The organism is Vibrio sp. V08_P9A1T1 (assembly GCF_963874405.1).
GTDB lineage: Bacteria > Pseudomonadota > Gammaproteobacteria > Enterobacterales > Vibrionaceae > Vibrio > Vibrio anguillarum.
Genome location: NZ_CAWNIB010000204.1, coordinates 1 through 2,866, shown reverse-complemented (window position 1 = coordinate 2,866; position 2,866 = coordinate 1). Strand labels below are relative to the sequence as shown.

At 42.1% G+C, this 2,866-nt stretch carries 5 protein-coding genes; 2 read left to right on the top strand and 3 right to left on the bottom strand.

What is annotated here, in order from left to right; translation table 11 throughout:
- Positions 1-174 precede the first annotated feature (174 nt).
- Both AACT21_RS08555 and flgP read left to right on the top strand, forming a co-directional pair.
- Positions 175-810 carry a FlgO family outer membrane protein gene (locus tag AACT21_RS08555; RefSeq protein WP_013856244.1) on the top strand — a complete coding sequence of 212 codons (636 nt, stop codon included), beginning with the start codon at positions 175-177 and terminating at the stop codon, positions 808-810.
- 9 nt (positions 811-819) lie between these two features.
- Positions 820-1,251 carry a flagellar assembly lipoprotein FlgP gene (gene flgP, locus AACT21_RS08550; RefSeq protein WP_017043110.1) on the top strand — a complete coding sequence of 144 codons (432 nt, stop codon included), beginning with the start codon at positions 820-822 and terminating at the stop codon, positions 1,249-1,251.
- 97 nt (positions 1,252-1,348) lie between these two features.
- Here flgP and AACT21_RS08545 read toward each other — a convergent pair whose 3' ends face one another.
- From AACT21_RS08545 to flgA, 3 genes are all read right to left on the bottom strand, one after another.
- Positions 1,349-1,774, bottom strand: coding sequence for a flagella synthesis protein FlgN (locus AACT21_RS08545; RefSeq protein WP_013856246.1), 426 nt, complete (start codon positions 1,772-1,774; stop codon positions 1,349-1,351).
- Positions 1,775-1,805: 31 nt separating this feature from the next.
- Positions 1,806-2,126, bottom strand: a complete 321-nt coding sequence (gene flgM, locus AACT21_RS08540) for a flagellar biosynthesis anti-sigma factor FlgM (protein WP_013856247.1) — start codon at positions 2,124-2,126, stop codon at positions 1,806-1,808.
- Between the two features lie 128 nt (positions 2,127-2,254).
- The coding region (gene flgA / locus AACT21_RS08535; protein WP_176430252.1) for a flagellar basal body P-ring formation chaperone FlgA at positions 2,255-2,866 on the bottom strand (612 nt) is incomplete at its 5' end.

Below are 2,866 nucleotides of genomic sequence, written 5' to 3'. Positions count from 1 at the left end.
TAATTTTTTTCATTGTTATTTACCAGTTGGGTATAAATTTTGCTTTTAAAATCTTAGCTGATGTAGGCAGTGCGTTTTGAAAGTGTAACAAGTTTTGAAAAGCAAAGAGTGTTCCAAGTTTTTTAATCTGAAGTTTGGAATCAAGATTGCCTCAGTATATCTGGAGATAAGAGAATGAAAAAATGGCTTTCGATAGTGCCAGCAGTTTTGTTAACTGCTTGTGCCTACGCCCCGATTTATAACGGTAAAGAGCCATACAATGGTTCACAGTTTATGCTAATGGAGAGCCCACGTCACACGTTGGACTTCTTTGTTGAAAGCATGACAGAAGATTTGATGGTGTCCAATACTAGTGTTTCTGCTCGCACTCCTATTGCTGTAACATCGTTTGTGGACCTGCAAAGTATGGATGCGACTAACTGGTTGGGTAACTCGGTTTCTGAAGGATTTATTCATCAGTTTCAGCGTCGAGGATTTAAAGTGGTTGATTTCAAAACCACAGGCTCGATTCAGGTAACGCAGCAAGGTGATTTTGCTTTCAGTCGTGACTGGAAAGACCTCGCTCAAGAGCAGGAAATCCAATACATACTGACAGGCACAATGCTTCGTCAAGAAGGCGGTGTATTAGTCAATGCTCGTGTTGTGGGAATGCAGTCTCGTGTTGTGGTTGCTACCGCACAAGGCTTTTTACCTGCTGATCGTATTGGTCGTGATCTTGATACGCTCAACAGTATCCGTACACAAGATGGTGTGTTAATTCGCTCTGACCCTACGATTAAGCAGCCGTATACTGTTATCTTGCGTCCATAGGAGAAACCAATGAAAAAATGGCTATTACTTCTAGTGACTATCATGATGGTGGGTTGCCAGCCATTGCAAACCATGCGCGCTGATGAATGGTTGACGGCGGTAGGTTATGCCAATATCAGTGAGCAAACTGGGCGTAGTGTGGATGAAAAGCAAGTCCGTGCAATGCGTGCCTCTAAAATCGATGCTTATCGCGAACTGGCAGAGCAAGTCTATGGAATGCGAGTGAGTGGTCGTGCTGAACTACAAGATCAGCGATTGGGCACAGAGCTGACGTCGGGAGCGGTTGATGGTGTTATCCGCGGAGCAGAAGTGGTCCGCAGTTATAAGGTGGGTGATAGTTATGTTACTGAGTTACGTCTCGATATCCGTAAGATGGATAAACTGCGTGACTACGGCGAAGTTCAGCAAGTACCAGAAAAACGTCAACAAACACTCTTCTAAATCTTCCTTCTCTCCAGATCGAAAAAGCGGCAAAGTTTGCCGCTTTTCTGTTTAATTCGTTTCAGCTTAAAAGTTTAGTAGCTCAGCTGCATTTTGATTACGCTTTAATATTGGTCCCTAAAGTGGACACAGTGTGGGTTTGCCCACCAGCGTTATACGTCATGCCAATTTTTCCGTGGCTTTGCTGCATCAAATTATTGAGTTTATTAAAACTGAGTTGTGCACGTTGTAGCGCTTCACCATTAACAAGGTTTGCTTGCTGGCAATCGTGAACAATGGAACGAATCTGATCAACGATTTGCGACAGGAGTACATCTTCAGCCAGGCTCACGACATGGGGATGTTTCGCAATTCGGAGGTCAGTTTGTTGAAGTTGTCCAACTAAGGTCATCTTTTGTTTGGCAATAGCTTCGATTTCACTTGATGAACGGCTCGTAATTGCTAACTTTTCTTGTTCAAGTAGCGAAGAGAGTTCTAGTGCATTTTTCAATTGGAAATCGACTAAGTCTTTTAATACAGCCATTGTATGTTGCCTTAATTAGTCAAAAATAGGGCTAGTTAAAACCACCCAACTCTTTTTCAAATTTAATCATATTATCAGCCAACTTTTCTGGGTCGACTCTATATGAGCCATTGGCTATCGCATCTTTAATTGCAGCGACTTTGGCACTATCAAAACTTGGCTGAGATACCATTTGGTTGTGCATTTCACCAATGGCCTTACCTTGGGTACTAAGTGATACCGCATCTTGATTTTGAGGTGAACGAGTGACCGAGCCGGATGTCGATGGAGATGCATTCGATTCAGTACGAGCATTACTACGATTTGTCGTCGTTAATGTTTGCCCCGAACGTATGTTATCAATACCTGCCATATGTGAGCCTTATTAATAATAATGGAAACCTGTACAGTCAATATCGACGGTGCTTGTGATTACTTTAGCTTTTTTTTCTGTTTCACTTTCTTAACAACGTAAACACATTTAGAAGTGTAATGAAAGCGTTAAAATTGAACCGTGACTTCGCCAATACCGGTTACTTGTGCATCTATTATACGGTTTGATTTATCATTTTTCACTTTTATCTGCTCACCAAAAATACCATCACTTAAAGCGGTTCCTTTGGTTGTGATGATCATTCCCTGCTTGACTGCTTGAATCATAACGTTTTCATTACGACATACGACGCATATATCATCTTGCTCAACGACATCGCCAATACGCATGTTTTTTTTCACTTTAGCTCCGACGATACGATTTATATCGGAAAAACCTTGTCGTCTAAAGCGGTGTAAGTCTACCATTGTAATCAAGACATCTTGCTGCGTAATTTGCTGTCCACGAGAAATGGGTACGGCAACGGTGACAAGTGGCAGTGAAATGGTCAGTCTTACAGGAACATAAATTTTCCAGTTATCTTCAATGCATTCAACCAGAACTGTGATATTACTTGCAGAACCATTACTGGATGAGGAAGAGGTCGATAACGGTGTGGGGCAGTCGGTGGCATAAATTCGGTCATCAACATTTGCCGCTTTTACGTTTAACTCCCCGCTGGGAGGCCACTCAATTGTTTCTAAAACATGTTGTTCCGCAGCTTGTTGAATGGCTTCAAC